This is a genomic window from Sphingomonas sp. KC8 (assembly GCF_002151445.1).
Classification (GTDB): domain Bacteria; phylum Pseudomonadota; class Alphaproteobacteria; order Sphingomonadales; family Sphingomonadaceae; genus Sphingomonas_E.
Map to the genome: position 1 here is coordinate 2,346,345 of NZ_CP016306.1, position 25,400 is coordinate 2,371,744.

The 25,400-nt window shown below is 65.3% G+C and carries 29 protein-coding genes and 3 riboswitches; of the genes, 11 read left to right on the forward strand and 18 right to left on the reverse strand.

The window, feature by feature from the left end; translation table 11 throughout:
• The 4 genes from KC8_RS11125 to KC8_RS11140 form a co-directional block, all read right to left on the reverse strand.
• Window positions 1-561: a hypothetical protein gene (locus KC8_RS11125; protein ID WP_010126224.1), complete on the reverse strand. Its 561-nt coding sequence runs from the start codon at window positions 559-561 to the stop codon at window positions 1-3.
• Window positions 561-2,507, reverse strand: a complete 1,947-nt coding sequence (locus KC8_RS11130) for a TonB-dependent receptor plug domain-containing protein (RefSeq protein ID WP_010126225.1) — start codon at window positions 2,505-2,507, stop codon at window positions 561-563. Before KC8_RS11130 ends, KC8_RS11125 begins: the two co-directional genes overlap by 1 nt.
• 133 nt (window positions 2,508-2,640) lie before the next feature.
• Window positions 2,641-2,832, reverse strand: a riboswitch (cobalamin riboswitch).
• 21 nt (window positions 2,833-2,853) lie between these two features.
• Window positions 2,854-3,627 (reverse strand): ABC transporter ATP-binding protein, encoded by a 774-nt coding sequence (locus KC8_RS11135; protein WP_010126227.1) that lies wholly within the window; start codon window positions 3,625-3,627, stop codon window positions 2,854-2,856.
• The gene (locus KC8_RS11140) at window positions 3,621-4,607 is read right to left on the reverse strand and encodes a FecCD family ABC transporter permease (protein ID WP_010126228.1); all 987 of its coding nucleotides are present in this window, start codon (window positions 4,605-4,607) and stop codon (window positions 3,621-3,623) included. The genes KC8_RS11135 and KC8_RS11140 overlap by 7 nt, the downstream gene beginning before the upstream one ends.
• A gap of 41 nt (window positions 4,608-4,648) precedes the next feature.
• Between KC8_RS11140 and KC8_RS11145 the strand changes: the two genes are divergently transcribed.
• Window positions 4,649-5,485, forward strand: a complete 837-nt coding sequence (locus KC8_RS11145; RefSeq protein WP_010126229.1) for an ABC transporter substrate-binding protein — start codon at window positions 4,649-4,651, stop codon at window positions 5,483-5,485.
• Here the strand turns inward: KC8_RS11145 and bluB are convergent.
• Both bluB and KC8_RS11155 read right to left on the reverse strand, forming a co-directional pair.
• Complete coding sequence (gene bluB, locus KC8_RS11150) at window positions 5,466-6,080, reverse strand: 5,6-dimethylbenzimidazole synthase (RefSeq protein WP_037496487.1); 615 nt, start codon at window positions 6,078-6,080, stop codon at window positions 5,466-5,468. The two genes, KC8_RS11145 and bluB, sit on opposite strands and share 20 nt — an antisense overlap.
• 143 nt (window positions 6,081-6,223) lie before the next feature.
• A riboswitch (cobalamin riboswitch) is annotated at window positions 6,224-6,430 on the reverse strand.
• 41 nt (window positions 6,431-6,471) lie between these two features.
• A complete protein-coding gene (locus tag KC8_RS11155; RefSeq protein ID WP_010126231.1) occupies window positions 6,472-6,825 on the reverse strand; it encodes a DUF1428 domain-containing protein in 354 nt (117 codons plus the stop codon).
• A gap of 150 nt (window positions 6,826-6,975) precedes the next feature.
• On the opposite strand from KC8_RS11155, the gene KC8_RS11160 reads away from it, so the two are divergent.
• Window positions 6,976-7,293 carry an alkylphosphonate utilization protein gene (locus KC8_RS11160; RefSeq protein WP_010126232.1) on the forward strand — a complete coding sequence of 106 codons (318 nt, stop codon included), beginning with the start codon at window positions 6,976-6,978 and terminating at the stop codon, window positions 7,291-7,293.
• Window positions 7,294-7,357: 64 nt separating this feature from the next.
• Window positions 7,358-7,768, forward strand: coding sequence for a hypothetical protein (locus KC8_RS11165; RefSeq protein WP_010126233.1), 411 nt, complete (start codon window positions 7,358-7,360; stop codon window positions 7,766-7,768).
• A gap of 134 nt (window positions 7,769-7,902) precedes the next feature.
• On the opposite strand, the gene KC8_RS11170 is transcribed toward KC8_RS11165, so the two are convergent.
• The 5 genes from KC8_RS11170 to KC8_RS19830 form a co-directional block, all read right to left on the reverse strand.
• A complete protein-coding gene (locus KC8_RS11170; RefSeq protein WP_010126234.1) occupies window positions 7,903-8,253 on the reverse strand; it encodes a hypothetical protein in 351 nt (116 codons plus the stop codon).
• Between the two features lie 135 nt (window positions 8,254-8,388).
• Window positions 8,389-10,248 (reverse strand): phosphomethylpyrimidine synthase ThiC, encoded by a 1,860-nt coding sequence (thiC, locus tag KC8_RS11175; RefSeq protein WP_010126235.1) that lies wholly within the window; start codon window positions 10,246-10,248, stop codon window positions 8,389-8,391.
• 42 nt (window positions 10,249-10,290) lie between these two features.
• Window positions 10,291-10,414: riboswitch (TPP riboswitch) on the reverse strand.
• Between the two features lie 424 nt (window positions 10,415-10,838).
• Window positions 10,839-11,234 (reverse strand): DUF2141 domain-containing protein, encoded by a 396-nt coding sequence (locus KC8_RS11180; RefSeq protein WP_010126236.1) that lies wholly within the window; start codon window positions 11,232-11,234, stop codon window positions 10,839-10,841.
• On the reverse strand, window positions 11,197-11,943 hold the full coding sequence (locus KC8_RS11185) for a sterol desaturase family protein (protein WP_374952954.1): 747 nt from the start codon (window positions 11,941-11,943) through the stop codon (window positions 11,197-11,199). The genes KC8_RS11180 and KC8_RS11185 overlap by 38 nt, the downstream gene beginning before the upstream one ends.
• A gap of 154 nt (window positions 11,944-12,097) precedes the next feature.
• The gene (locus KC8_RS19830; RefSeq protein ID WP_138956711.1) at window positions 12,098-12,469 is read right to left on the reverse strand and encodes a hypothetical protein; all 372 of its coding nucleotides are present in this window, start codon (window positions 12,467-12,469) and stop codon (window positions 12,098-12,100) included.
• 70 nt (window positions 12,470-12,539) lie between these two features.
• Between KC8_RS19830 and crtY the strand changes: the two genes are divergently transcribed.
• From crtY to KC8_RS11210, 5 genes are read left to right on the forward strand one after another with little or no spacing between them, the layout of a single operon-like run.
• Window positions 12,540-13,712: a lycopene beta-cyclase CrtY gene (gene crtY, locus KC8_RS11190; protein ID WP_010126238.1), complete on the forward strand. Its 1,173-nt coding sequence runs from the start codon at window positions 12,540-12,542 to the stop codon at window positions 13,710-13,712.
• Window positions 13,709-15,187, forward strand: coding sequence for a phytoene desaturase (locus tag KC8_RS11195; protein WP_010126239.1), 1,479 nt, complete (start codon window positions 13,709-13,711; stop codon window positions 15,185-15,187). The genes crtY and KC8_RS11195 overlap by 4 nt, the downstream gene beginning before the upstream one ends.
• A gap of 5 nt (window positions 15,188-15,192) precedes the next feature.
• Window positions 15,193-15,774 (forward strand): TIGR00730 family Rossman fold protein, encoded by a 582-nt coding sequence (locus KC8_RS11200; RefSeq protein ID WP_029624631.1) that lies wholly within the window; start codon window positions 15,193-15,195, stop codon window positions 15,772-15,774.
• On the forward strand, window positions 15,771-16,721 hold the full coding sequence (locus KC8_RS11205) for a phytoene/squalene synthase family protein (protein WP_010126244.1): 951 nt from the start codon (window positions 15,771-15,773) through the stop codon (window positions 16,719-16,721). The genes KC8_RS11200 and KC8_RS11205 overlap by 4 nt, the downstream gene beginning before the upstream one ends.
• Before the next feature lie 25 nt (window positions 16,722-16,746).
• Window positions 16,747-17,232, forward strand: coding sequence for a hypothetical protein (locus KC8_RS11210; RefSeq protein WP_010126245.1), 486 nt, complete (start codon window positions 16,747-16,749; stop codon window positions 17,230-17,232).
• Window positions 17,233-17,242: 10 nt separating this feature from the next.
• Here KC8_RS11210 and KC8_RS11215 read toward each other — a convergent pair whose 3' ends face one another.
• Together KC8_RS11215 and KC8_RS20515 are read right to left on the reverse strand one after the other, a co-directional pair.
• Window positions 17,243-17,434, reverse strand: a complete 192-nt coding sequence (locus KC8_RS11215) for a PspC domain-containing protein (protein ID WP_010126246.1) — start codon at window positions 17,432-17,434, stop codon at window positions 17,243-17,245.
• A gap of 26 nt (window positions 17,435-17,460) precedes the next feature.
• The gene (locus KC8_RS20515) at window positions 17,461-17,595 is read right to left on the reverse strand and encodes a hypothetical protein (protein WP_257789625.1); all 135 of its coding nucleotides are present in this window, start codon (window positions 17,593-17,595) and stop codon (window positions 17,461-17,463) included.
• A gap of 300 nt (window positions 17,596-17,895) precedes the next feature.
• Between KC8_RS20515 and KC8_RS11220 the strand changes: the two genes are divergently transcribed.
• Together KC8_RS11220 and KC8_RS11225 are read left to right on the forward strand one after the other, a co-directional pair.
• Complete coding sequence (locus KC8_RS11220) at window positions 17,896-19,098, forward strand: glycosyltransferase family 4 protein (protein ID WP_029624632.1); 1,203 nt, start codon at window positions 17,896-17,898, stop codon at window positions 19,096-19,098.
• A 140-nt stretch (window positions 19,099-19,238) separates the two neighbouring features.
• On the forward strand, window positions 19,239-19,541 hold the full coding sequence (locus tag KC8_RS11225; RefSeq protein WP_029624633.1) for a glycine zipper 2TM domain-containing protein: 303 nt from the start codon (window positions 19,239-19,241) through the stop codon (window positions 19,539-19,541).
• 48 nt (window positions 19,542-19,589) lie between these two features.
• Here the strand turns inward: KC8_RS11225 and KC8_RS11230 are convergent, their stop codons facing one another.
• The gene (locus KC8_RS11230; RefSeq protein ID WP_010126250.1) at window positions 19,590-20,051 is read right to left on the reverse strand and encodes a nuclear transport factor 2 family protein; all 462 of its coding nucleotides are present in this window, start codon (window positions 20,049-20,051) and stop codon (window positions 19,590-19,592) included.
• Window positions 20,052-20,161: 110 nt separating this feature from the next.
• On the opposite strand from KC8_RS11230, the gene KC8_RS11235 reads away from it, so the two are divergent.
• Window positions 20,162-21,103 (forward strand): haloalkane dehalogenase, encoded by a 942-nt coding sequence (locus KC8_RS11235; protein ID WP_010126251.1) that lies wholly within the window; start codon window positions 20,162-20,164, stop codon window positions 21,101-21,103.
• A gap of 13 nt (window positions 21,104-21,116) precedes the next feature.
• Here the strand turns inward: KC8_RS11235 and KC8_RS11240 are convergent, their stop codons facing one another.
• The 4 genes from KC8_RS11240 to KC8_RS11255 all read right to left on the reverse strand — a co-directional run bounded on the left by KC8_RS11240 (window position 21,117) and on the right by KC8_RS11255 (window position 25,208).
• Entirely contained in the window at window positions 21,117-21,662 is a 546-nt protein-coding gene (locus KC8_RS11240; protein ID WP_010126252.1) for a CAP domain-containing protein, read from the reverse strand.
• A gap of 162 nt (window positions 21,663-21,824) precedes the next feature.
• On the reverse strand, window positions 21,825-22,085 hold the full coding sequence (locus KC8_RS11245) for a hypothetical protein (protein ID WP_010126253.1): 261 nt from the start codon (window positions 22,083-22,085) through the stop codon (window positions 21,825-21,827).
• A gap of 166 nt (window positions 22,086-22,251) precedes the next feature.
• A complete protein-coding gene (locus tag KC8_RS11250; RefSeq protein WP_029624634.1) occupies window positions 22,252-23,412 on the reverse strand; it encodes an aminotransferase class V-fold PLP-dependent enzyme in 1,161 nt (386 codons plus the stop codon).
• A gap of 95 nt (window positions 23,413-23,507) precedes the next feature.
• Window positions 23,508-25,208 carry a GGDEF domain-containing protein gene (locus KC8_RS11255; RefSeq protein ID WP_232455521.1) on the reverse strand — a complete coding sequence of 567 codons (1,701 nt, stop codon included), beginning with the start codon at window positions 25,206-25,208 and terminating at the stop codon, window positions 23,508-23,510.
• Window positions 25,209-25,400: the final 192 nt, after the last annotated feature.

Here is a 25,400-nt window from a genome sequence, read left to right on the forward strand (position 1 = left end):
TCAGGCGGCCGCCGGGCGCATGGCAGGCGCCGCCGGCACCCCGATCGCGACAAGGCCGCGATAGAGCACCAGCAACCCCAGCAGGATCGCCCCGTTGCGCACGAACTGCGTGGCTGCAAGCGCCGGCGCGAGGCTGATCGCCATCCCGCCCAGCTTGAGCGCGAACAGGGCGATCACCGCCTTGAACGCGACGAACGCCGCACCGTACGCCAGCCCCAGCCGAATGACGAACGAGCGGTGGGACAGTCGCCCGGCCACCGCATGGGCCGCCACCGCCGATGCCACCGCCGCTACGCCAAGGCCCAAGGCCCAGCCCAGCGTCGACGGATCGTGCGGATAGCCGAGCAGGCCGAAGCCCACAGCCTGACTGGCCGCCCACGCCGCCAGCGCCAGCGCGACCCCGTCGCGCCGGTGCATATGGAGGGCGGCGAGCGCGGCGAGTGCCGGGAACGGGGTGGCGCAGGCAAGCGCCCATGTCGTTACCGTGCTCGCCACCGTCAGCAGCATGATCCAGAGCGTCGATGCGCCCCGATCAGCCGCAGATTGCCAAGCCGCGCCCATCAGAAGCGCGCCCGCACACCGGCATAGATGCTGCGGCCGAGCGTGCCGTAGCGATAGACCGTCTGATAATCCTCATCGAACAGGTTTTCGGCGCGGGCAAACAGGCTGAGGCCATCGCGCACCGCCAGTTCGGCCCGCAGATCGACCAGCGTGTATGCGTCAAGGCGACGGCTGTTGGTCACATTATCATAGCTCTTGCCCGACCAGCGCACCGCAGCCCCGGTTGTCAGCCCAAACGGCCAGGCATAGCTGATCGATCCGTTGGCGGTGCTGCGCGGGCGGCGGGTCAGCCATTTGCCGGTGTCGCTGTTTTCGGCCTTGATCCAGCTATAATTGCCGTCGACCAGAAGGTTTTCAGCCAGACGCAGCGATGCCGTCGCCTCCAGCCCCTTGGCTTCGGTGCGCGCGACATTGATGTAATAGCCGAAACGCGGATCGCCGCTGCCGGGCGTCACGCACAGCGGATCGGTCGACGTCGGGAAATCGCAGCTGTTGAAATCAATCTGGTCCTTGGTCTTGCGCTGGAACCAGGTCGCCCCGACCGTCAGCACATCGCCGAACAGGCGCTGTTCGATGCCCGCTTCCCAGCCATGCGCGCGTTCGGGCGACAGGCCGGTATTCCCATATTCGGAGAACAGCTGGTACAGCGACGGCGCCTTGAAGCCGTCGGCATAGCTCGCCCGCAGCACCGTGCCGGTGGGCAGCGCCCACACCGCACCGCCAGCAAACTGGGTCTTGCCGCCATAATTGGCATGGTCGTCATGGCGCACGCCGCCCGTTACCGTCAGCCCGGACAGCAGTTCGCCGCTCAACTGGCCATAGACGCTGGTGATCCGCGCACGCCCGCGCACCGGCGCTGGAACCGGCACGGCAAGCGAACCGGACGGCGAAACGGTGCGGAACTTCGACCGCTCATTTTCAACGCCGAACAATGCGGTCCACTTGTCGGTGATCGCAAAGGTGCCCTGATATTCGAGCCGCTTGTTCTGGCCCGCCGCGTCGAACGTCTGCGGGCGCGCCCGCGTCGGATCATAATTGTCGCGATTGGTATCGGTGTAACCATAGGCAAAACGGTTGCGCAGCCGGCCGCCGAACAGATCGACGTTCAACCCGGCATAACCGACAAATTCGCGGTTGAGGCCATATTCGGCCGTATCGCCGGCAAAGCCGTCAATCTCGACCCGGCCGCGCGAATAATAGCCGCGCATATCGGCGGTGATGCCATCGGTGATTGCCAGTTCGGCGCGGCCGCTGACGCTGCGGTTGGTGTAGCCATCGGCCTCGCCGCCGCCGGCATCCTTACGGATCGCCGAAATGCCGTCGGTAGTGAACGCATTGCCACCGATCCGCCACGACAGCGGCCCGGTGCGGCCGCCAACGGCAGCGCGTGCATTCACCGTATCGCGCGATCCGGCCTCGATATCGAAGCTGGCTTCCAGATCCTTTTGCGGGGCAGCCGTCACGATATTGACGACGCCACCGATCGCCTGGCTACCCCACAGGATCGACTGCGGCCCGCGCAGTACTTCGATCCGCGACGCATCACCGACCAGCAGGTTGGCAAAGTTGAAGCCGCCACCAGTGGACGACGGATCATTGAGCTTGACCCCGTCGATCACCACCACCGTCTGATCGGTTTCGGCGCCACGGATGCGGATCGATGTCACCGTGCCATAGCCGCCGTTGCGCGAGAAACTGACGCCGGCCAGCCGCTGGAGCAGTTCGGTGACACCGATATCCTGCGCGCGATCGATCGCCGCCTTGTCGAGCACCGACACGGACGAAACGACGCGGTCAATCGCGGTCGGCACGCGGGTTGCGGTGACGAGGATGACGCCGGCTTCGGCGGCCTCGGGTGCAGCCGCCGCGTCGGGCGTGGGTGCGACCTGTTCCGCATAGGCAGCGGAGGACAGCAGCAGGCTGGAAAGAATGAATGGTTTGAACATCGAATGATAACCCCGTGACTTTGACACGCCACGCATCACGGGGTTTCGGCACACGACCTCGCCCCCGCGAAAACGCGGCTACGATGTCGTCGCTCGGGTTTTGACCCGTCCGTTCGGCGCACCCTGGCCGGACGAAAGACGACCGCGACGGGCAGGTCTCCTGGCTTGCGGGTCATCACCGGTTCGGGCCGCCTTCTCGGGAACCAGGTTCCCAATGGCATGTGGCCCGATGGCTCGCCGCTCACAGTTGCAGGGGCAGCCGAGGTTTCGAACCCCGTTCCCTTTTCATCCCCGTCACCGGGGAACCTGTCGCGACCGCGCCGATAGTCCCGGCCGGCCATCGCGGTCAACCTTTGTGATCGAGCGGTACGATCAGTGGCCCGCCCGCCGCCTCGCCGATCCACGCGCGGATGCCGTAAACGTCGGCAAGCCGGGCCGCCGTCAGCACTACATCGGGCGGGCCATCGGCCACCAATTGCCCTTCGTGAAGCAGCAGCAGCCGATCGCAATGGCGCGCCGCCATGGTGAGATCATGAAGCACCGCCACCACCAGCGCGCCGGATGCGGCCTGGGCGCGGAGCAGCGCCATCACCTCAAGCTGATGGCCGGGATCGAGCGCGGCAAGCGGTTCATCCGCCACCAGCGCCGATGCCTCGACCGCCAGCGCGCGCGCCAGCAGCACGCGGGCGCGTTCGCCACCCGACAATTCGGTCGCCACCCGATCACGTAAGTGATCGACATCGGCATGGCGGATCGCCCGGTCGATCGCCGCGCGGTCCGCATCGCCGATCCGCGAAAAGGGCGCCAGATGCGGCAGGCGGCCCAGCGCCACCAGCCGTTCGACGGTGAGCGGCCAGTGCAGGGTCTGCCCCTGCGGCAGATAAGCGATGCGTTTGGCCAGATCGGCGCGGGGGATCCGGCCCACATCGACACCATCGACCCGCACGCAGCCCGTGGCTGGCACAAGCCCGAGCAGCGCGCGCACCAAGGTCGATTTGCCGGCGCCATTGGGGCCGATCACCCCGATCAATGCGCCCGGCTCAAGCACCGCATCCACCCCGTGCAGCACCGGGCGGCGGCCGAGCGCAACCTGAAGCCCTTCGATCGCGATCGTCACCATAGCCGCCGCTCCCGCATCAGGTGCACAAGGAAGATCGGCACGCCGAGAAAGGCGGTGACGACACCCAGTTTCAGTTCCGATGTGGTGGGGATGATCCGCACCGCGACATCGGCCAGGGTGAGCAAGGCCGCCCCGCCCAGCATCGACGGCAACAGGATTGCCGATGGCGACCGATCGGTGAGCGGGCGAACGAGATGCGGCACGATCAGGCCGATGAAGCCGATCGCCCCCGACACCGCGACCGCCCCGCCAACACCGATCGCCACCCCGATCAGCAGCCGCAGCCGGGTACGGCGCAGATCAACGCCCAGCGCCGCCGCGCCATCCTCGCCCAAGGTCAGCGCATCGAGCGCGCGGCCATCCCACAGCAACAGCACGAGGCCGACCGCGATGCAGGGCAGAGCGATGCGGACATGATCGAACGAGCGATCCTCCAGCGACCCCAGCAGCCACGCCATGATTTCCATCGCGGCGAACGGATTGGGCGACATGTTGAGCGCAAGGCTCGTCCCCGCGATCGCCATCGTGCCAACCGCGATGCCTGCAAGGATCAGGGTCAGCGGGCTTTCGGACCGGCCGGCCAGCAGCGCCAGCAACGCCAGCCCGATCACCGCGCCGAGGATCGACAGTGCTGGCAGCATCGCCGGGTGGAGATTGACCAGCCCGAAATAGAGCGCGATCACAGCCCCCAATGCCGCTGCATTGGATGCCCCCAGCACCGATGGTTCGGCCAATGGATTGCGCAGATAACCCTGCAAGGCCGCCCCCGCCGCACCCAGCATCGCGCCGACCGCCAGCGCCAGCAGCGCGCGCGGCAAACGCAGATCGATCAGGATCGTCCGCGCGACGGCATCACCGCCACCGCCCAGTACGTCCATGATGCGCGACCAGCCGATCGGCACCGGGCCGACACCCAGCGACAATAGCCCGGCCACGACCACGACAAGCCCAAGCCCGCCGATCAGAACCGTGCGGTTCATGCCCTTGCCTCCACCGCGGCTTCTTGCCATGCCGCAGGCTTATGCCCGCTTTGTCGATCCGCCTGCTGGCCATCGTGGCTGCCTGCGCCCTTGCGCTGCCCGCCGCCGCGCGGCCGCAGCGCATCGTTTCGCTCAACCTGTGCGCCGATCAATATCTGATGGCGCTGGCCGATCCGCAGCAGATCGCAGCCCTCACACCTTTTGCCCGCGATCCGCAAATGTCGGCGGGCGCCGCGATGGCGCGAACACTGCCCGTGGCACGCGGCCATGCCGAAGAGGTGCTGGCGCGCAACCCCGATCTGATCCTCGCCAGCCCGTTCCGCCGGCGTGAAGCGCTGGCCGCAGTCGATGCCAGCGGGCGCCTGACCGTCGATGTGCCGCCGGCCGAAAGCTATGCGGATATCGTGGCCCAGATCCGGCTGGTGGCGCGCGCGGTGGGCCACCAGCCGCGGGGCGAAGCGCTGATCGCCAGGATGAATGCCGATCTGGCCGCTTTGCCGCGCCCACCGCGCCGCGCGGTCGCCGCATATTATCAGCGGCGCGGATACATGACCGGCACCGACACGCTGATCGACGAACTGATGGGCCGCGCCGGCCTGATCAATCTGGCCACAAAGCTGGGCAAGCCGGTGCTGTCGCGCGTCTCGCTGGAAGAAATGGTCGCCGCGAAGCCCGATTTCCTGATCCTTGAAACGGCAAGTGACCGGGTGGTCGATCAGGGCACCGAAATGCTCCACCACCCGGCATTGCGCGGAATCAAGCGCCTGCACCTGCCGCAGGCGTGGACGGTGTGCGGCGGCCCGGCTTATGTGTTGGCGGCGCAAAGCCTTGCCCGGCAGATCGCCCTGGCCCATCGCGTCAACGCTCAACGACATTGACCCGCCAATCCTGACGGGCCTGCCAGCCGCGTTGTTCGAGTTCGGGCACGCTGGATGGCGCGACCGGATAGCCAAGGCACAAGACCGCAATCAGCCGCCAGCGTTCGGCAGCGCCCAGCAAAGGCCCCACGACCGCCGGATCGACGATCGACACCCACCCCAGCCCGATGCCGCGCGCACGCGCGACCAGCCATAGCGTGTGGATCGCCATCACCGTCGAATAAGCCAGCGCTTCCGGCATGGTGGCGATGCCGAGGCCAAACCCCGTATCGGGGCCATCGTCGGAAAACACAGCCAGAATCTCGGGCGCTTCGCGCAAGCCATGCAGTTTCAGCGATCGATAGAGAGCGAGCCGGGCATCATCCCCGGCCAGCGCGCTTTCGGCGCGGGCGGCTTCGCCATCGGCATGGTCGGCCAGCGCCGTGCGCAACGACGGCGTTTGCACCCGCACGAACCGCCACGGCTGCGCATGGCCCACCGACGGGGCGAGCGATGCCAGTTCCAGCAACTCGTCCATCGCGCCATCGGGCAGCGGATCGGTGCGGAAATGGCGGACGTCGCGGCGCCATCTGAGCAGCCGTTCCAGCCCCGCCATCACGCCGGCATCCGGCTGATCATCATTCCTGCCGTTCACGCGCGTCCCTCCCTGGCCAACGATCCGCGATGGACACATATGCGCCCACCGCCCCTCGTCGCCCAGACGGAGCACCGCGCCACGGCCGTTTCCCTGGGCCGAAGCAAGAGCGACCCGCGCCGGCAGGTCTCCTGGCTCGCGGGTCAGCGCCGCACAGGCCGCCTTCTCGGGACGTCGATCCCAATGGCATATGGCCCGCAAGCTCGCCGCTTACAGTTGCAGGGTCAGCCGCGGCTTTGGACGATCGCAACCGCCCGCACCGCATTCCCTTTCGAAGCCCCAAAAAGGGGCACCGGCACGATCTGGCCGCGCCATATCCGCTTTCGCGCGCGCCGCCAATCCACCATGCAGACTACATTTCGACGATCGACTGGAAGCCGCCATAGATCATCCGCTTGCCGTCGAACGGCGCGTTTTCCATATCGCCCTTCAGCCGGGGATCGGCCATCACCTTGGCGTTGATCGCATCGCGCGCCTCGCGCGACGGGTAGGTGATCCAGGAAAAGATCGTCGTTTCGCCGTCCTGCAACTGCACCGCGCGGGGAAAGGACGTCAGTTCGCCATAAGGCACATCATCGGCGACGCATTCGACATAGCTGAGCGCGCCATGCTCCATCCACACCTTGCCGGCGCGCTCCGCCATCTCCTTATAATCGTCCATCCGGTCGTTCTTCACCGCGACCAGAAATCCATCGACATACGGCATGGCATCCTCCTTGGTTTACGGGCCTGATACGCCCCTACGTTTTGAGCGGGGTTGCGGTTCCGGCATCACGCAAAGCTGGCCCTGGCCGGCTGGCGGCATTAGGGCGTCGACCGAACGGCGTTGTCGCCGCTTACCTACGGAGTGAACAGCATGAGCGGCGACGATGACTATGTCTATGACGAAGCATCGGGCGAATGGATCAGCGCGGCGGATGCGGCGGCCAAAGCCGGCGGCGCGGGCACGGCCGGTGGCGGTGTCGAGGTGCGCGATTCAGTCGGCAATCTGCTGGCCGATGGCGATCAGGTAACCTTGATCAAGGACCTCAAGGTCAAGGGCGCGAACCAGACGCTCAAGCGCGGCACCTTGATCAAATCGATCCGGCTGACCGGCGACGATCAGGAAATCGACTGCCGGTTCGACGGCATCAAGGGCCTCGTCCTGCGCGCCGAATTCGTCAAGAAGCGGTGACCGCGCTCGACGGACGGCATGGGCGCGACTAGCCTGTCCGGCCCAATCGATCGAAAGGGATCCGATGCCATTTGCCCGCGCTTCACATCCGGTCGCCATGGTCGCCTTGCTGCTCGGTGGATGCGGCGGGATGCCGACGGACAACAGCACGGCCGATCACAGCGTCCCCCGCACCGGCGCCACGACCGCGACCGCGTTTGCATGGCCACCGTCGCTGGTGCCGTTCGGCGACGGCTATCCGGCCGCGGGCAATAGTTGCCGGCGTGTCGGCGAATCCGCCGCGACCTCCGATTATCTCGACGATTCGGCGATCTTGGTGGGATGTCCCGGCCGCCCGGCCGATCCGGCAGCGGCCGCGATCCTGTCCACCACCAAGGGCCGCGTGGTCGCTGAAGTCGATGGCGTGACGCTGATTTCGCTGCCCACCGCCGATGCCAATTCAGGCCTGACGGCGGGTGCGACGCCAGACAGGTAAGGGCCACAGGAACGCAGAGGGTGCAATTTCCGGGATCATCCCCGGCAGCTTTCACCCCATCGATCCGACCATAAGCGACCTTGCCACCGCCCGGAAAATCGGCGCGCCGGGCTGGATTGGACGCCGCATCCGCCTCAAGGTGCCTTCGCTGCCCCCAGTTCCGTAGCGTTCGTCACCTGAGCGATGCCATCCTTGCCCAGGATGATCGTCCAGCGGCCGCCATCCTCGCACGTCGCCACCCACGCGGGTGCGCCGTTGATCGCATCGATCGCGCTGGAACTTGTGACCTGCTGGCAATCGCGGCCCGCATCGTCGATGGCGCGATACAGGACGGCGTTGCGTTCATTGTCGCCCATCGCCCGAATGCGTTCGGCATAATCGACGGCGGGCACGGTGATGTTGGCGGCACCGGTATCGGGCGTGCCCGATCCGCAACCGGCAAGCGGCAAAGCCAGCATGGCGGCGGCGAAAATCGGCCTGATCATTCCATATCCTCCTGTACGAGGACGCACCGGACGGGTGCCCGGCGTCCACAGGCGTAACGATGATGCAGGCAATCGGTTGCGTCAGGGGCGGTGCTGTGCGGGCCGCCACTTGCGCCCCGCACAGCACTGGATGCCTTACCCGGCCGCCGGCAGGTAAATTTCCCCGCCTTGTTCCTTAAATTTCTCGCTCATTTCGGCCATGCCCGCTTCGGCCTCGGCTTCATTGCCCGCAGCGACGATGAAGGTATCGGCGCTGGCATTCTGCTTGGCGGCAAAATCGCGCACTTCCTGCGTGATCTTCATCGAACAGAATTTGGGGCCGCACATCGAACAGAAATGCGCGGTCTTGGCGCCTTCGGCGGGCAGCGTCTGATCGTGATATTGTTCGGCCGTATCGGGATCGAGCGACAGGTTGAACTGGTCGCGCCAGCGGAACTCGAACCGTGCGCGGCTCAACGCATCGTCGCGCACCTTGGCCGCCGGATGCCCCTTGGCCAGATCGGCGGCATGGGCAGCCAGCTTGTAGGTGACGACACCGACCTTCACGTCATCGCGATCGGGTAGCCCCAGATGTTCCTTGGGTGTGACATAGCAAAGCATCGCGGTGCCGAACCAGCCGATCATCGCCGCCCCGATCGCCGAGGTGATATGATCATAGCCCGGCGCGATATCGGTGGTCAGCGGCCCGAGCGTGTAGAACGGGGCTTCGCCGCACGCCTCCAGCTGCTTGTCCATATTCGCCTTGATCTTGTGCATCGGCACATGGCCGGGGCCTTCGATCATCACCTGAATATCATGCTTCCAGGCGATCTGGGTGAGTTCGCCCAAGGTCGCCAGTTCGCTGAACTGCGCTTCGTCATTGGCGTCGGCGATCGAACCGGGGCGCAGCCCATCGCCGAGCGAAAAGGCCACGTCATAGGCCTTCATGATCTCGCAAATGTCCTCGAACCGTTCGTAGAGGAAGCTCTCTTTATGGTGCGCCAGGCACCATTTCGCCATGATCGAACCGCCCCGGCTGACGATGCCGGTCACGCGCTTGGCCGTCATCGGGATGTACGGCAGGCGGACGCCGGCATGGATCGTGAAATAATCAACGCCCTGTTCGGCCTGTTCGATCAGCGTGTCGCGGAAGATTTCCCACGTCAGATCCTCGGCAATGCCGCCAACCTTTTCCAGCGCCTGATAGATCGGCACCGTGCCGATCGGCACTGGCGAGTTACGCAGGATCCATTCGCGGGTGTCGTGGATGTTGCGCCCGGTTGACAGGTCCATCACCGTATCCGCGCCCCAGCGGATCGACCAGACCATCTTGTCGACTTCGTTGGCAACGTCGGACGCGACCGCTGAATTGCCGATATTGGCGTTGATCTTCACCAGGAAATTGCGCCCGATCGCCATCGGTTCGCTTTCGGGGTGGTTGATGTTGTTGGGGATGATCGCGCGGCCGCGCGCCACTTCGTCGCGCACGAATTCGGGCGTCACATAATCGGGGATCGCCGCCCCGAAATCCTGCCCGTCGCGGATATGGTTGCGGATCTGTTCGCGCCCCAGATTTTCACGGATCGCGACATATTCCATTTCGGGCGTGATGATGCCGCGCCGCGCATAATGCATCTGGCTGACATTCAGCCCCGGCTTCGCGCGCAATGGCCGCTGGCGGACATTGGGGAAAGGCTGGACGCCACCCGACCGGTCAGGGCCGGACAGGCCGTTATCTTCGGGCTTCACCGCACGGGCATCATATTCCTCGACATCGCCACGGCTGCGAATCCAGTCGCGGCGCAGTTCGGGCAGGCCGGCCATGATATCGATGCGCGCATTCGGATCGGTGTAAGGGCCGGAACAATCGTAAACGCGCAGGGGCGCTTCGCCCGACGACGGTTCAAGGTCGATCTCGCGCATCGCCACCTTCAGCGGGCCGACATGAACCTTGCGGCTGCCGCGGATCGGCCCGGTCGTAACCTTCATTTCAGTGCGCGCGGGAATATCGGCCATGATGCGTCTCTCCGTAAGGCCGGTCACGACGGAGAGAGAATGCGGGCGCGCCCACTCCCTCCCTACGCCGGTGTCAGCCGGATCAGGTTCAGCGGGTCGCGGTGGTCCAGATCGAACTGGGCAGCCGCCTCTCAACCGCTTCGTCGCGGTCCCCCGGGGATGGAGGCGTTGTAGGGCGTCGGGCGGTGCCGGTCCACCGCGATTCTGATGCCGCCGCCTTATGCTGCAGCGCGGCATTAATTGCCCATTCATGCCATTGCGATGCGGGCGCCAATATCGTTAGGATTATGCGTTGCGGTCGATCAGAGAGCTCCCAAACGAGCCCGCAGGAGAATGATGCACCGGCGCGAAACCGGATAGGCCGGTCGGCCGCAACACTGTGCTACATAGGGATTTTCCCCACAATTGCACGAATCGCAATATGCGAATGCGTGGAACGGCACGATACGGTTGCAATTTACGCAATCATGTCGCCTTATTTCGCACTTGCAGCAAAATCATGGTGGACGCAAAAGGATCGGGCCTTTCAGGCATCCTCTCCTAAGACTTTCGGGTCGGTCCTCCGGGATCGGCCCGTTTTTTTGTCTATCTCACAGGAAATATTTGACGGTCACCGGCTCGTGCAGCGCGGCACCGCCAATCGTGAAACGGACGCTGGCGAAACTGGGCGGACCGAACATCAACCGGGGATTGCGCGAAAAGCCGATTCCCTCGCGGGGAATACCCAGCCGGGTATCCAACTTGCCATTGCCGTTTTCGTCGTGGATCAGCGACAACGCATAATCGCCATGCGCCACATCGGTGAAATGCGCTGCGGCGACATTGGTGGCCGCGATGGTCAGCGTCCGCGCCGCCGGATCGCCCGAACAATCGGGGAAATATCGCGGGTCGCGCGTCAGGCAGATCAGGATGTTGCCCTTGGCCGAACGCAAGCCCGCGACATCCACGTCAAGCCGCGTGGCCGGGGACGGTGCGGCCGTCGCCATCAGCGGCAGCCCCAGCACTATCCCCATGGGCAAACGTGCCCAGCCCCTTGTCCGTCCCGCAGAGCCGGTCCCAGAACCGGAAGTAGAGGCCATAATTGCACCTGTAATCGGCGTGGTGGCGCTGGTGGTGGCTGGCCGTGATCAGCCAGCGCCCCGCCGGGCCGTGCACCAGATAGCGCGAAAACATCTCCCAGCCCATATGGTTGGTGACCCCCATGATGGTCATGATGGTCAGCACGCATCCCAGCGCCACGACATGGATCGGCACGAAAAAGACGAGCGCGGGGATCACCACCGCGCCGGTCAGCGCTTCCCACGGATGAAAGGCCATCGCCGCCCACGCCGTCGGCGGGCGGCTGGCATGGTGGACGGCATGGGCCGCGCGAAACAACGCCGGGCGGTGCATCCAGCGATGCGTCCAGTAGAACCATGTATCGTGCAACAGGAGATAGACGAGCACCGAAACCGGCAGCCACCACAACGGATAATCACCGATTTCGGTATAGATGCGGGTCCAGCCGTGTTGATCCCATCCCCAGGCGGCGATCCCCGCGGGCACGCCGTAAATGGCGGCGGACACCAGCGACCAGCCGATCTCGCGGCGCATCTGCCGCCCCTGCCCGGCATAAAGGCCGGGGTGCCGCCGCCGCGTCGCCCAGGCAAACGCGCCACTGACGATCAGATAGCGGATACCCACGATCGCCGTCATCGCCAGCGCGGAAAGGATCAGGGCCAGAATCACCCGTGACTTCTACCGCTGTTCGAACATAGCTCAAATGCCTTGCAAGGCCGTGGGCAACAGCAGTCAAGACCAACATCAAATATCCGAAACGGATCGATTTTCATAAATCGACTGAGCGATTTTATGGGTGATGCGTCTTACTCAAAGAGGCACTTCGTTTAAAAGTGGACGTCTTCATGGTAAAGAAAACGCAATTACTCTTTATCCATTTGGAATTTCCAGAAAACGCACCCGCGCCATCCGGCAAGGCGACAGATCGTGATCGCACGACTTGTGCAATCATCGATCCGGCCATGATATTTTCCTTCGCTTCACGCATCGGATCGGACGCGATCCCCTGGCGGCCATCAACGCCGCCGGCAAAGCCGTATGAAAAAGCGAGCAGGAACGCGCCGCCCTGATGGCATCGGGCATTACCGGTCCCCTCCTGACTGCCCGGATGCCCCAGGGTGTCCGGGCGTCCTTTTGCATGCGTCGGCAGAATCGCGTGCACCTGAAAAACCGCGTCAATCTGAGCACCAAGGGATGACGGACCTCATCCGATCCGTGTAAGGCTCGGCCCAATGGCTTCGACCGAACATTGTGATCTGGCGATTGCCGGTGGCGGGCTGGCCGGCGGGCTGATCGCGCTGGCGCTCGCTGCCCGCCGGCCGGACCTGCGCGTCATGCTGGTCGATGCGGGCGATGCGATCGGCGGCAACCATATCTGGTCTTTCTTCCACACCGATATCGCCGACGCGGATCGCTGGTTGCTGGCCCCGCTCGTCGGCCATGGCTGGCAGGGCTATCACGTCGCCTTCCCCCAGCGCCGGCGCAAGCTTGGCACGCCTTATTACTCGATCCTGTCCGAAACGCTGGACGCCGCCGTGCGCCAGGCGATGCCGGTGGGCGACCTGATCACCGGCCGGCAGATCAACGCCATCACGCGGACGACCGTGCTGCTGGAGGGCGGCCAGCGGATCCAGGCAAAAGCCGTGATCGATGCACGCGGGGCTGGCGATCTCAGCCGGCTCGACCTCGGCTGGCAGAAGTTCGTCGGCCATGTCGTGCGGCTGGATGCGCCGCATGGGCTGGAACGGCCGCTGCTGATGGATGCCACGGTGGACCAGATCGACGGCTATCGCTTCGTTTATGTGCTGCCGCTGGATGAAAGCCGGCTGCTGATCGAAGACACCTATTACAGCGATGATCCCGCGCTAGACGAACCGGCGATCGCCGAACGGATCGCGGCTTATGCCGACCAGCGCGGCTGGACGATCGAAGACGTCGAACGGTGCGAGGCGGGGGTGTTGCCGGTGGCGCTGGGCGGCGATTTCGACGCTTATTGGCAATCCGGCGGCAAGGATATCGCCAAGGCAGGCGTGCGCGCCGGGCTGTTCCACCCGACCACCGGCTATTCGCTGCCCGATGCGGTACGGACCGCCATCTTCGTCGCCGACCTCGAAAATCCGGCATCGCGCACACTGCACGATGCAATGCGCGACTTTGCCGAGGCGCAATGGACCGCGCGCAGCTTTTATCGGCTGCTCGACCGGATGCTGTTCCGCGCCGCCGATCCGGCCGATCGCTACAAGGTGATGCAGCGTTTCTACGGGCTGGACCGCAGATTGATCGAACGATTTTACGCCGCGCGATCGACGGCTACGGACAAGGTGCGGATATTGGCGGGCAAGCCGCCCGTGCCGGTGATGCGCGCAATGGCGGTAATGAAGGAACGAACGGACATGCGGCCATGAAGCGCGCAGGCGTGATCGGTGCCGGTTTTGGTGGCCTTGCACTGGCCATCCGGCTGCAATCGGCGGGAATTGCAACCACGGTGATCGAAGGCCGCGACCGCGCCGGCGGGCGGGCCTATATGTGGGAGAAAGACGGCTTCACCTTCGATGCCGGCCCCACCGTGATCACCGACCCGGATTGTCTGGCGGAATTATGGGCGCTGTCCGGCCGGTCGATCGCCGACGATGTGGACCTGATGCCGGTCAACCCGTTCTACCGGCTCAACTGGCCCGACGGCACCAGCTTCGATTATTCGAACGACGAACCCGCCTTGATGCGCGAGATCGCCCGGCTCGAACCGGCCGATGCCGGCGGCTACCAGCAATTCCTGCAATATTCGGCCGGCGTCTACCGCGAAGGCTATGAAAAACTTGGCCATACCGCTTTCCTCGATTTCGCGTCGATGATGAAGGCGGGGCCGGCGCTCGCCCGCTATCAGGCCTGGCGGTCGGTCTATTCGATCGTGTCGCGCCATGTGAAGAATGAAAAGCTGCGCCAGGCGTTCAGTTTCCATACGCTGCTGGTGGGCGGCAACCCGTTCACCACCAGTGCGATCTATGCCCTGATCCACAAGCTGGAAAAGGATGGCGGCGTGTGGTTCGCCAAAGGCGGCACCAGCCGCCTGGTAGCCGCGATGGTAACGCAATTCGAACGGCTGGGCGGCACGATCCGGCTGGGCGATCCGGTGGCCGAAATCGAAACGCTGGGCGATCAGGCCACGGGGCTGCGCACGAAAAGCGGCTGGCGCGGCGAATTCGACGCGGTGGCGAGCAACGCCGATATCGTCCACAGCTATCGCGATCTGCTGGCCGGCACCGCCCGCAGCGAAAAGGCGACCCGCGCGCTGACGGCCAAGAAATTCTCGCCGTCGCTGTTCCTGGTCCATTTCGGGATCAAGGGCACATGGCCGGGCATTCCGCACCACATGATCCTGTTCGGCCCGCGTTATGAAGGGCTGCTGAAGGACATCTACCAGAATGGCGTGCTGGCCGATGATTTCGCGCTCTATCTGCACCACCCGACCGTGACCGATCCGAGCCTTGCGCCGGAAGGCTGTTCCACCTTCTACGCGCTGGCCCCCGTGCCGCATCTGGGCAAGCTGCCGATCGACTGGGATCAGGTGGGACCGGCTTATGCCGATCGCATCCTCGCCGAAATCGAACGCAGGCTGATCCCCGGCCTGAAGGACCGGATCATCACCCGCTTCCATTACACGCCGCTGGATTTCGCGACCGACCTGAACGCGCATCAAGGGTCCGCCTTCAGCCTGGAACCCACGCTGACACAAAGCGCATGGTTCCGCGTCCACAATCGCGACGATCGCATCCCCAACCTCTATTTCGTCGGTGCTGGCACGCATCCGGGTGCGGGCATCCCCGGCGTCGTCGGATCGGCCAAGGCGACCGCCAATCTGATGCTGGAGGATCTGGCTTGAACGGCATCCGGCGGATCGCGGTCTATTGCGGGTCCAGCCCCGGGGTTGATCCGCTGTTCGCCGAAACCGCGCGCCATATCGGCCACACGCTGGCCACGCGCGGGATCGGCCTGGTCTATGGCGGTGGCCGGCTGGGCCTGATGGGGCTGGTGGCGGATGCAGCCCTTGCCGCCGGCGGCGAAGTGATCGGCGTCATCCCAGATGTGCTGCGCGATGCCGAAGTGGCGCACCATGGCTGCACCGAACTCCACATCGTCGCCAACATGCACCAGCGCAAGGCGATGATGACCGATCTGGCCGATGGCTTCGTCACCATCCCCGGCGGGATCGGCACGATGGACGAACTGTTCGAAGCGCTCAGCTGGGCGCAACTGGGCTACCACGCCAAGCCGTGCGGGCTGGTGAATGTCGCGGGCTTCTATGATCATCTGATCACGTTTCTGGACGGCGTGGTCGCCGCTGGCTTCCTGCGTGCCGAACATCGCGCCAATCTGATCGAAGCGGCGACGATTGAGTATCTGCTCGCTCGCTTCGCCGATCACCGCACCGCCCCCAGCATCGTCCAGTTGGTGCGCGGCGACCTGTGAACACCCTGCCGGATCGGGCCGCGCTGGTGAAAGCCGCGCATGACAGCATCGCGCGAGGCTCGAAAAGCTTTCGCGCGGCGAGCCGCCTGTTCGGCCGCGAAACCCGCGAGCGCGCCTGGCTGCTCTACGCCTGGTGCCGCCGTTGCGACGATATCGCCGACGGGCAGGATCATGGCCATGGCATGCGCCCCGTCGCCGATCCGATCGGCCGGCTGTCCGAAATGCAGCGGCTGACCGATATGGCGCTGGCGGGCGAGATCACCGGCGAACCGGCGTTCGATGCGCTGGGCGTGGTGGTGCGCGAATGCGGCATCCCGCACGCGCTGCCGCGCGATCTGCTGCGCGGCTTCGCGCTCGACGCGGATGGCTTTGCGCCGCGCCATGCCGATGATCTGTATCTTTATTGCTATCATGTCGCAGGCGTCGTCGGGGTGATGATGGCGATGGTGATGGGGGTTCCGGCCAGCGACCATGATACGCTGGACCGGGCGTGCGACCTCGGCATCGCATTCCAGCTCGCCAATATCGCGCGCGACATCAGCGAGGATGACGCCGCCGGGCGCTGCTATCTGCCCGACGATTGGCTGACGGAGTTCGATATCCCGCCGGGCGAAGCGATGCGGCCGCACTGGCGTGGGCGGCTGGCGCTGATCGCAAAACGGCTGGCCGAACGCGCAGCCGCGCATGAGGCGGCCGCGCGCGGCGGGGTTTCGGCGCTGGGCCTGCGCGATGCCTGGGCGGTGCTATCGGCCGGCCATATCTATGGCGGCATCGTCCGCGAAGTGGCGGCACGGGGCGAACAGGCGTGGGACGCGCGCGTCTTCACCACCCGGCCGCAGAAATTGCGCTGGGCGGCCAGGGCACTGGTCGAGGCGGCTGGACGGGCCAAATTTCCGCGCACCGACCGTACCGGATTATGGACGCGGCCAGCGCTGACCGGGAATTAACCTGCGGCGGGTATAGAATCACGCCATGATTCTCGCGCCACTCCTCTTCCTGGCCGCCACGGCCCCGGCATCGGCATCGGATTTCGCCAGGCAGGGCGGCTTCGCCATCCAGCAGATCGCCACCGCCGACGCCGCCGGCCTGCTGCGCGACTGGGCCGCGCCCAACCGCGCAAAGGATTCGCCGATCGTCGACACGATCGCGCGCGAACAGGTGGTGGATAATTTCATCGTGTTCACCGGGTGCCGGGCAGATGTGGTCCGCCGCTGCAATGTCACCGCCAATTTCACGCTGGTCGGGCCGCAGGGCCAAATCTATGCCGAACATTCGGGCGCGGATGTCTGGGTGGGCAAGCCCCCGCCCGCCGGCGGCGCGCTGACCCTGTCAAACGCGTCGCTGGGCATCTTCATCGAGCCGGAGGATCCGGCGGGGGATTATGTGGTGCGGGCGGACGTCACCGACCATATCGCCGGGATCACGCTCCACACTGAAAAGACGCTGACGGTACGCTGAACCCGCTGGTTCACGGCCTGTCGCTGGCGAGCCAGCCGGTCAGCACATATAGCAGGATCATCGGTGCGCCGAATACGCACAATGTCAGGATCAGCGCGCCGATGCGCACCAGCAGCGTATCGACCCCGGTATAATTGGCGAAACCGGCGCACACGCCCATCAGCTTGGCGTTGCCCTTGTCGAGATAATAACGGCTCGTCATCGGAATTTCCCTTTGGGGTGGCAGGATCAGTAGCGCGGTGCGGAAATCGACGCCGCCTTGACCGGGGCGACCGCGGCGGCGACGCAGGCGGCGCTAAGCATCAGGGCGCCGACCAGCGAAATCGCGACGCGCTGAAGCGTGGTCTGGTTGAGCGTAGACATGTTGGGCACTCCCTTATGTGGTCCGGCCGGTTGATCCGCCGGTGATGCCAGCAAGGATTGCAGGGACCGTGCCAATTGCCGAAAACGACCAGAATGGCTGAATTTTCTCAATCCAGCATCATTTCAGGAACATAATTCGCGCCGACTATTAGGATTAATCACCAATGATCGGTGGATCATGAATAATGGCAACGAATGCAAAAGCGGGAATCGTCCGCTTCCGGACAATTGCCACGCGCCCTTTGCCGCCGCGCATCGCCGCTGGTATGCAAGCCGCGCCGCACCGACGAAGGAGCCGGGATGAAGCTCGCTTATCTGATGAACACCTATCCGGTAACGAGCGGCACCTTCATCCGCCGCGAAATCGCAGCGATCGAACAGACCGGCATTCCGGTGCGCCGTTTCGCGGTGCGCCGCTGGGCCGATCGGCTGGTCGATCCGCTCGATCAGGCCGAACAGCAGAAGACCGAATATCTGCTGAGCGGCAATGCGGCCGGGCTGGTGCTCGCCTTCCTTGCCGAACTGATCACCCGCCCGCACCATCTGGCGCGCGCGTTGCCGGCATGGTTCGGCCTGATCCGCGCCGCCAGGGGCCGGTTCGTCCACCATGTCGCCTATCTGATGCAGGCAGCCGCCTTGCGACGGGCAGCGGCCAAGGCCGGCATCACCCATATCCACTGCCATTTCTGCACCAATGCGACCGCCGTGGCGATGCTGTCGCGGCGGATCGGCGGCCCGCGCTACAGCTTCACCGTCCATGGCCCGGACGAACTGATCGATCTGCCGGGCACCGGCATCACCGCCAAGATCGCCCATGCCAGCGCCGTGATCGCGATCACCCGTTATTGCCGCGATCGCCTGCGCGAACATGCCGATCCGGCCGATTGGCCCGGCATCCATATCGTCCATTGCGGGCTGAAGCTCGACGATTTTCCCGATACCGCAGGCCCGCCGGCGGGATCGACGCTGGTGTGCGTCGGCCGGCTGTGCCCACAGAAGGGGCAGGTCCATATTCCGGCCGCGGTGGCGGCGGTGCGCAGCCGCTTTCCTGATCTGCGCGTCACCCTGATCGGCGATGGCGAAAGCCGCGCGGCGATCGAGGCGGAAATCGCCCGGCATCAGGTGGACGACATGGTGCTGCTGGCCGGCTGGGCATCGAACGCCGAAGTCCGCGCGGTGATCGGCCAGGCGCGCGCGCTGCTGCTGCCCAGCTACGCCGAAGGGCTGCCGATCGTCATCATGGAAGCGTTCGCGCTGCGCCGCCCGGCGCTGACCACCACCATCGCCGGCATTCCCGAACTGGTCGATGCGCAATGCGGCTGGCTGGTGGCGCCGGGCGATCATGATGCGCTGGTGGCGGCGATCACCGATGCGATGGCGGCCACGTCCGAACGGCTGGCGGCAATGGGCGCCGAAGGCCGCGCGCGTATCGAGGCCCGCCACGATCTGGCCCGCATCGCGCCCAGGCTGACGGCTATCTTCGCCAGCGGGGCCAACGCCTGAGACAATAAGCAGTCGTCGTGCGGGCGGCACGGTTCGTCGATCCGCCGGGGCATCTGCACCATTGTTGCCGGCCGTTCAGCCGCCGCCCGCCAAGGAGGCCGGGTTCGGGGGAACCAGCCTTCAACGCAAAGGGTAAATTCATGCGTAAACTGATGCTTGCATTCGGCGCTGCGTCGCTCACCATTCCGGCCACGATGGCGTTGCCGACCGCCCAGGCCGAAGCCCATGGCAAGCACCGCTACAAGGAATGGCGTGGCCGCGACGGCCGCACTTATTGCCGCAAGTCGAACGGTACGACCGGGCTGATCGTCGGCGGCGCGGGCGGTGCACTGCTCGGTCGCGCGGTCGATACGCACGGCGATCGCACCATGGGCACCGTCATCGGGGCTGCCGCCGGCGCGCTGGTGGGCAAGGAAATCGACAGCAAGCGCCGCTGCCGCTGATGCGCACGGGGCGAGGGCAAACGCACCCTCGCCCCGATCCCGTTCAGTTCAGGCCGGCGGCGCCAGTTCCGGCGGCGAATTGTGGAACCAGCATTTTTCTTCGTAACGCTCGGCAATGCGCCAGCCCTTTTCGGTGCGGACCAGCGTATCGCGATACCAGAGGCCGACGAAGAACACCTTGTCATTGCCCGGCACCTCAGTGCCATCGGGATGCATGATCATCGGGTTGAACAGGATCGTCCGGCTGGTCGCGCGATCGCCATCCAGCTTCAGTTCGGTGGTCGCCACCATGTGCTGGAACGCCTTGAACCGCGCCATCGCGGTGCCCAGCCACGCCTGAATTTCGCGGAAAGGCCCGCGCGGACCGCCGACCTGCGTGTAATCGATGATCGCATCCTCGGTGAACACATCGTCCAGCCCCGCCCAGTTGCGATCGTCGATCGCAAAGGAATAGCGCGCGAACAGATCCTGGATTTCCAGCCGATCGGACATTTCCTGCAAGCTCAGCATCGGCACCCTCAATTTTATGGTTTCCTTGGGCCAACATAGCGCGGGCCGCGCGAACGCGCTATCGACGGGACGATGGCTGTGCGGATGCGTAGCCACAAAAGGAGACAGAGATGCTGATCCGCCCCGGCGTGGCGCGCACCCCCGACGATCGTTTCGCAGGCCTGCCCGATTTCGCCTTCGCTCCCCATTATCTGGAGGTGACGGACGCCGATCTCGGCCCTTTGCGGATGCATTATCTGGATGAAGGCCCCCGCGATGCGCCGATCGTGCTGATGCTGCACGGCGAACCCAGCTGGTGCTTCCTTTACCGCCACATGATCGCCCCGCTGGTCGCCGCCGGCTACCGCGTCATCGCCCCCGACCATATCGGCTTCGGCCGGTCCGACAAGCCGACCGCGCGGGCCAGCTACAGCTATGCCAAACTGGTCGGCTGGCTGGGCGAATTCGTCCGCGCGCTTGATCTGCGCGGGATCACGCTGGTCTGCCAGGATTGGGGCGGCCCAATTGGCCTGAGCGTTCTGGCCGCAATGCCCGAACGCTTCGCCGCCGTCGCCGCCGCCAACACGCTGCTGCCGACCGGCGATGCGCCGCCTTATGGCGTAGCCGACTGGCCGGGACCGATCATCACCGCCTGGGCCGAAACCTGCCGTACCAGCGATGATCTGCCAGTCAGCGAAATCATCGCCGCCGTCTGCGTCGACCGGCCCGATCCCGCCGTGCTCGCCGCCTATGACGCGCCCTTCCCCGATGCCAGCTATAAAGCCGGCATACTGCAGATCACCTGCTGCATCCCACTGGATGAAAGCTATCCGGGCATCGTCGAAAACCGCGCGGCGTGGCGCGTGCTGGAAGCGTTCGACCGCCCCTTCCTCACTTTGTTCAGCGATTCCGATCCGTCGACCATCGCATGGGAAGCGGTGTTTCAGCACCGCATACCCGGCGCCGCCGGCCAGCCCCATGCCCGGATCCCCCGCGCCGGGCATTTCCTGCAGGAAGAACAAGGGCCGGCAATGGCCGAACAACTGGTGGCGTGGCTGGGGCAGGCAAACTAACGGGCCACCCGCTTCACCGCACCGGATCGGGCACCTTGCCGAACCACACGACGGCATAGCGGCCGTCGACCGCGACACCCATCGCCTGCCATTTCGATCCCCGCCAGCCGCCGCGTTCGAGGATCACCTCGTTATGCGCGGGGCTGCCGCGCCACAGATCGAAGGCCATGTCGGCATCGATCCCTTCGCTGTAGCGGGCCGCGATTTCAAACCCCTGTGCCGGATAGCGACCGCGCGTGACTTCCCACGGCTTGTTCCACATGCCCAGCGCATGCGCGTGATCGGCGGTGTAGCAGACCGGCGTCGCCCCCGACCGGGCCGACCAGCTGTGCATCGTGCAGCGCCGCCCCGATTCATCATAGCCCCGATCCGGCGCATGAACTTCAAGATCGCGGGCATGGGTGATGGCCACCTGCGTCAGGAGCGGCGACAGGGGAACCGGTGGCAGGCCATGATCTTCGCGATATTGATTGACGAGATCGGCGACCCGCGCCTCCTCGCTCGTGGGTGCCAACATCCCGGCGCTTGCCAGCAGCAGCGCCAACCCGACAGCCGTCATGAAATCCCCTTGTTCGTCCCGGCAGCATATCGGCCGTCCTGCGCGCTAGCCAGCACAGGATGAACGGCAGCTTTCACCGCCCCGCCCCGGGCGGCGTTCATGCCGGCTTTTTCCTCGATCCGTCGCAAATCGGGCCGGCCCAGGGATGCGGCCACCAGCCGATCAGCGGGACCGGCCGGAAAAGAATGCCGCGAGGCCCGAAGAATGGCTGCCCGCAGCGGACATGCCCGACGTATCCTTCAAACCCGGAAAGTTGACATTCTGCAGCGGGAGAGCGGTGCCACAGAAGGCGCATTCGGCCGATTTACGCCCGACGAGCCAGTGCATCTGCCCGCAGCCGGGGCAATGGTTGGTTTCGTTGACGCGGTAAATCACCCGATAGCCCACATGTTCCAGTTCGGTCCGCGAGAAATGCCTGCTCATGGACAGCCTCCGTTCGCGCCATCGTGACCAAACCCCTTCGGCGCGCACCGCGTCGCGATGCCATACAGCGCGGCTCAGATATAGCACGCCTGATCGACTGCCCGAAATAATCGCACGATCGTTCCCGGCCCCGGTGTAGCGCCCGTGCAACGCCTCTTTGGAGGTATCAGGCCAGCAGATCGCGGTGGCGCTGGAGGGCGGCGACCAGCCGTTCCACATCCTGTTCGTCGTTATACAGGTGGAAACCAGCGCGCAGCCGTGCGTCGCGGCTCGACGTGATCACCTTATCCGCCGCCAGCCGGCCGACCAGCGCCTGTTCGTCCCGGCAGGGAAAGGCCAGCAGCGGGCCACGCATGGCATCATCCGTCGGGGTGGCGACGGGGATGCCCGCCGCCGCGCACCGGTCGATCGCGATCCGGGTGAGCGTGCGGATATGGGCGCCGATCGGATCAAGGCCGATGGCCAGGATGATATCCAGCCCGGCAGCGGCGGCGTACAGGCTGGGCACAGGCGGGGTGCCCGCTTCGAAACGGCGCGCGGTAGGGTGCGGCACATTGGCGAAAATATCCATCGCCCCGGAATCGGCCTGCGCGAACCAGCCGGTCGCACGCGGCACCATCCGTTCGATCAGCCCGCGCCGGACGTACAGATAGCCGATCCCCCCCGAACCGAGCAGATATTTCAGCATCCCGCCGACGCAGATGTCGACGCCCAGCGCGCGCGGATCGATCCGTTCGGCCCCCGCCGACTGGTAACAATCGAGGATGACGATCGCGCCATGCGCGTGGGCCGCGGCCGTGATCGCGCGGATATCGGCATCGGGGATCTTGCCCCCATGGCGGTAACAGACATGCGACAGCGCCACGACCACCGTTTCATCGTCGATCGCCGAAAGAAAGGCGTCGAGCGGGATCGTGCCGTCATCGGCTTCCGCGATATGGACGATCCGCGCGCCCGCCGGGGCCTGCGCGTGCCAGATCTGGGCGATCGTCGGGAATTGGAAGTTGGACACAAGGATTTTGGCACGACGGCCGGAAAAATCGAATGCGCTGGCGATCGCGTTCATCCCCGCCGAAGCCGATGCTGTGATCGCGATTTCATCGTCATCCACGCCATAGAGCGCCGCGACCTGTCCGCGCACCCCTTCCAGCCGGCCGACCCAATTGCCCCAATCGGCGCCGGTTGCGACGCGATCGGCCAGATAGGTTTCATAAGCGGCGCGCACGGTATCGGCGAGCAGGCCGTACGAACCGCTGCTGAAATAAGCGATTTCGGGCAGCGAGGCGAAGCGGGCGCGCACCGCATCAAGATCGGGAAGCAGGGACACGGCCAACAAACTCCGCAAGGTCATCGGCGAGTGTGAACGATCCGCCCGGCCATGGCCACCCGGCCAAAGCCGCGCGGCGGATCAGATCGAACGCCTCACGCCGCTTCGATCGCCGAGGACAGGCGATCGGCCGGCGGCAGGGCAATCCGGTTGCGCCCGGCGCGCTTGGCTTCGTACAGCGCCTGATCGGCAACCCGGTACAGCCCCTGGAATGTGGCCGCAGCACCGGCATCGGTGATACCGATGCTGACCGTGACACCGCCACCGTCACCCAGCAGATCGGAATAATCGGCCTCGGCAATGCCGCTGCGCACCCGATCGGCAAATTCGGCCAGCGGTCTGATGGCAAGGCCGCGGACACACAGGATGAACTCCTCGCCTCCCAACCGGCCGGCCGTACAGATTTCACCTTCCCATTGACGCAGCCGATCAGCGATCCGTTGCAGCACGGCATCGCCCACATCATGACCAAACCGGTCGTTGACCGCCTTGAAATGATCGACGTCGATCAGCAGCAGGCCAAGCGCGGGGCCGCCCTGTTCGGCCTCACGCAGCGCGGCGCTGGCGATCGGGATGAAACCACGCCGGTTGAGCAGGCCGGTCAGCGAATCGCGCCGGGCCAGCGTGTCGAGTTCGATCTGGGCGGCGCGTGCGGCATCGCGTTCGGCCCGCAGCTTTGCCAGCCTGCGGGTGACCGCGATCGACAGCCACACCGTTTGCAGGGCCGACGCGATCAGGATCGCGATCTGCGATCCGCCCCCGAACAGCAGGTTGCTCATGTCGAAGAACTGGGTGAGGGCCAGCGTCGCCATCGGCGGTGCCCACGCCAGCGCGAAATCGCGTGCTTCAACGCTGCCGCGCCGCCAGGCCAGGGCGATGCACGCCGCCACCGCGGCCAGATCGGCCAGGATCAGCACCCCCAGCACCGCTCCCAGCCAATCGACCGAACCATCCAGCGCCATGGCCGCGTAAAGGCCGACCAGCGCCACCGCACCGCCCAGCGCCAATACGCCATGCCGGATACGCGGTGGCAGCATTCCGGGTTCGAGCGAGGTGATCGCACTCGCCGTCGCGCACGCCACGGCCAGCGTCGCCAGCGCCGTGCACATTTGCGACGCAAGCGTGCCGGCAACCTCTGGCACGATCACCAGGGCAAGCTGCGACCACAGCATGCCCCACAGCAACATGCACGCCGCCCACGCGCCATGCCAGGCGATGAACCGGCGCCGCACGGCATGGGCGAGCGCGAGATTATATAAGGCGCCGACAAACAGCAGGGTCAGCGCGCCGCCAATGAACGCGGCCGCCAGCGAACCCGCGACATCGGCGATCCGGCTTGGCATCAGCCGGGCGCGCAACAGATCATGGCTGGCGAGCCGTTCGAACCCGATCGTCAGCCCCACCAGCGCAGCGCTGCGATCGGGCGCTTCGAACGCGATCTGGCCGCCGATCCGCCAGCGCGATCCGAATGCACCGCGCCGCACTTCGGATCGCCGCACCACCCCATCGGCATAAGCGAAGGCGACGATCAGCCGATCGAACCGGCTTTGGTGGATCAGCAGGGTTTGCGCACCCGGGTCAGCGCCCGGCGCGGCCAGATCGGCCTGCAACCACAGCATCTGATGCTGATAGCCGGTTGGTTCGCCCGTGCAGCCGAACGCCGCTGCATCGGGAATGCTGTCATGCGCGCTGACGGGGGTGACAGCGTGGCAGACCGACCGGTCCAGCCCGATGATTCGAGGCGTCGTCGCGGATGCCGATCCCGCAAGGCCAAGCGCCAGCAGAATCGCAAACAAGATACCCCGCCCGATCACCGCCCGACGCTCCCTGACGCTATCGCGCCAGCGTCCCCCCGGCCGCCGGCTTTGAATTTCTTCGAACTTTCATATGCCCATAGGGGTTAACCGTGTCGCCGCAAAGGCGGGCTGTTGGCTTGACAGGCCGATCAAGGCCGGTGCGGTCCCGATCGCTGGATCGACGCCACAAGA

Coding starts and splice junctions, on each gene's coding strand:
- KC8_RS11125 (WP_010126224.1), bottom strand. CDS start 561: ATGGGCGCGGCTTGGCAATCTGCGGCTGATCGGGGCGCATCGACGCTC.
- KC8_RS11130 (WP_010126225.1), bottom strand. CDS start 2,507: ATGTTCAAACCATTCATTCTTTCCAGCCTGCTGCTGTCCTCCGCTGCC.
- KC8_RS11135 (WP_010126227.1), bottom strand. CDS start 3,627: ATGGTGACGATCGCGATCGAAGGGCTTCAGGTTGCGCTCGGCCGCCGC.
- KC8_RS11140 (WP_010126228.1), bottom strand. CDS start 4,607: ATGAACCGCACGGTTCTGATCGGCGGGCTTGGGCTTGTCGTGGTCGTG.
- KC8_RS11145 (WP_010126229.1), top strand. CDS start 4,649: ATGCCCGCTTTGTCGATCCGCCTGCTGGCCATCGTGGCTGCCTGCGCC.
- bluB (WP_037496487.1), bottom strand. CDS start 6,080: ATGGCGGGGCTGGAACGGCTGCTCAGATGGCGCCGCGACGTCCGCCAT.
- KC8_RS11155 (WP_010126231.1), bottom strand. CDS start 6,825: ATGCCGTATGTCGATGGATTTCTGGTCGCGGTGAAGAACGACCGGATG.
- KC8_RS11160 (WP_010126232.1), top strand. CDS start 6,976: ATGAGCGGCGACGATGACTATGTCTATGACGAAGCATCGGGCGAATGG.
- KC8_RS11165 (WP_010126233.1), top strand. CDS start 7,358: ATGCCATTTGCCCGCGCTTCACATCCGGTCGCCATGGTCGCCTTGCTG.
- KC8_RS11170 (WP_010126234.1), bottom strand. CDS start 8,253: ATGATCAGGCCGATTTTCGCCGCCGCCATGCTGGCTTTGCCGCTTGCC.
- thiC (WP_010126235.1), bottom strand. CDS start 10,248: ATGGCCGATATTCCCGCGCGCACTGAAATGAAGGTTACGACCGGGCCG.
- KC8_RS11180 (WP_010126236.1), bottom strand. CDS start 11,234: ATGGCGACGGCCGCACCGTCCCCGGCCACGCGGCTTGACGTGGATGTC.
- KC8_RS11185 (WP_374952954.1), bottom strand. CDS start 11,943: ATGACGGCGATCGTGGGTATCCGCTATCTGATCGTCAGTGGCGCGTTT.
- crtY (WP_010126238.1), top strand. CDS start 12,540: ATGGCTTCGACCGAACATTGTGATCTGGCGATTGCCGGTGGCGGGCTG.
- KC8_RS11195 (WP_010126239.1), top strand. CDS start 13,709: ATGAAGCGCGCAGGCGTGATCGGTGCCGGTTTTGGTGGCCTTGCACTG.
- KC8_RS11210 (WP_010126245.1), top strand. CDS start 16,747: ATGATTCTCGCGCCACTCCTCTTCCTGGCCGCCACGGCCCCGGCATCG.
- KC8_RS11215 (WP_010126246.1), bottom strand. CDS start 17,434: ATGACGAGCCGTTATTATCTCGACAAGGGCAACGCCAAGCTGATGGGC.
- KC8_RS20515 (WP_257789625.1), bottom strand. CDS start 17,595: ATGTCTACGCTCAACCAGACCACGCTTCAGCGCGTCGCGATTTCGCTG.
- KC8_RS11220 (WP_029624632.1), top strand. CDS start 17,896: ATGAAGCTCGCTTATCTGATGAACACCTATCCGGTAACGAGCGGCACC.
- KC8_RS11225 (WP_029624633.1), top strand. CDS start 19,239: ATGCGTAAACTGATGCTTGCATTCGGCGCTGCGTCGCTCACCATTCCG.
- KC8_RS11230 (WP_010126250.1), bottom strand. CDS start 20,051: ATGCTGAGCTTGCAGGAAATGTCCGATCGGCTGGAAATCCAGGATCTG.
- KC8_RS11235 (WP_010126251.1), top strand. CDS start 20,162: ATGCTGATCCGCCCCGGCGTGGCGCGCACCCCCGACGATCGTTTCGCA.
- KC8_RS11240 (WP_010126252.1), bottom strand. CDS start 21,662: ATGACGGCTGTCGGGTTGGCGCTGCTGCTGGCAAGCGCCGGGATGTTG.
- KC8_RS11245 (WP_010126253.1), bottom strand. CDS start 22,085: ATGAGCAGGCATTTCTCGCGGACCGAACTGGAACATGTGGGCTATCGG.